This window comes from Mesorhizobium sp. M7A.F.Ca.CA.003.01.2.1, from assembly GCF_003998945.1.
GTDB lineage: Bacteria > Pseudomonadota > Alphaproteobacteria > Rhizobiales > Rhizobiaceae > Mesorhizobium > Mesorhizobium ciceri.
The window spans coordinates 1-410 of record NZ_RZRA01001706.1; the positions used below are offsets into that span (position 1 = coordinate 1).

Consider the following 410-nt stretch of genomic DNA (forward strand, 5'->3'; position numbering starts at 1 on the left):
GTGCTGCTCCTCTCCGAGGCGGGCGCCGAGCTACTGGTCACGGAGGCCGCTGCGAAGGATTTCGTGTCTGATGCGTTTGCGCATTGCAAGTTCATCGGCTTCACCTCCGGGGCCGAGCCGCTCCTGATCAAAGCAGGCGTCGCTCCCGATGCCGATGAGGGGCTGAGGCGGCTGGATTCGGCAGCTTCGGTAGCTGCGTTTGTGCAGTCATGCCGCAAACTGCGGCTCTGGGCGCGGGAGGCGGCTGTCAAACTTTGATGCGATGGCGTCAGCTGTTTCCGTTGGCGCGTCCGCACTCTTTGGTTTGCCGCCAACCCAGCCGGCACCGCGGTCTACGAGCGATCTTCCTTGCTGGACGCTTGTCGCCGCTGCTTCTCCAGAACCTCGTCGGTCCCAACCAGCTTCTTTGC

Annotated in this window: 1 pseudogene; it reads left to right on the plus strand. The window is 63.4% G+C overall.

Annotation, left to right across the window (positions count from 1 at the left end):
* Positions 1-258, plus strand: a pseudogene (locus EN969_RS35035) (catalase HPII); the annotation flags it as partial.
* Between the last annotated feature and the right edge of the window lie 152 nt (positions 259-410).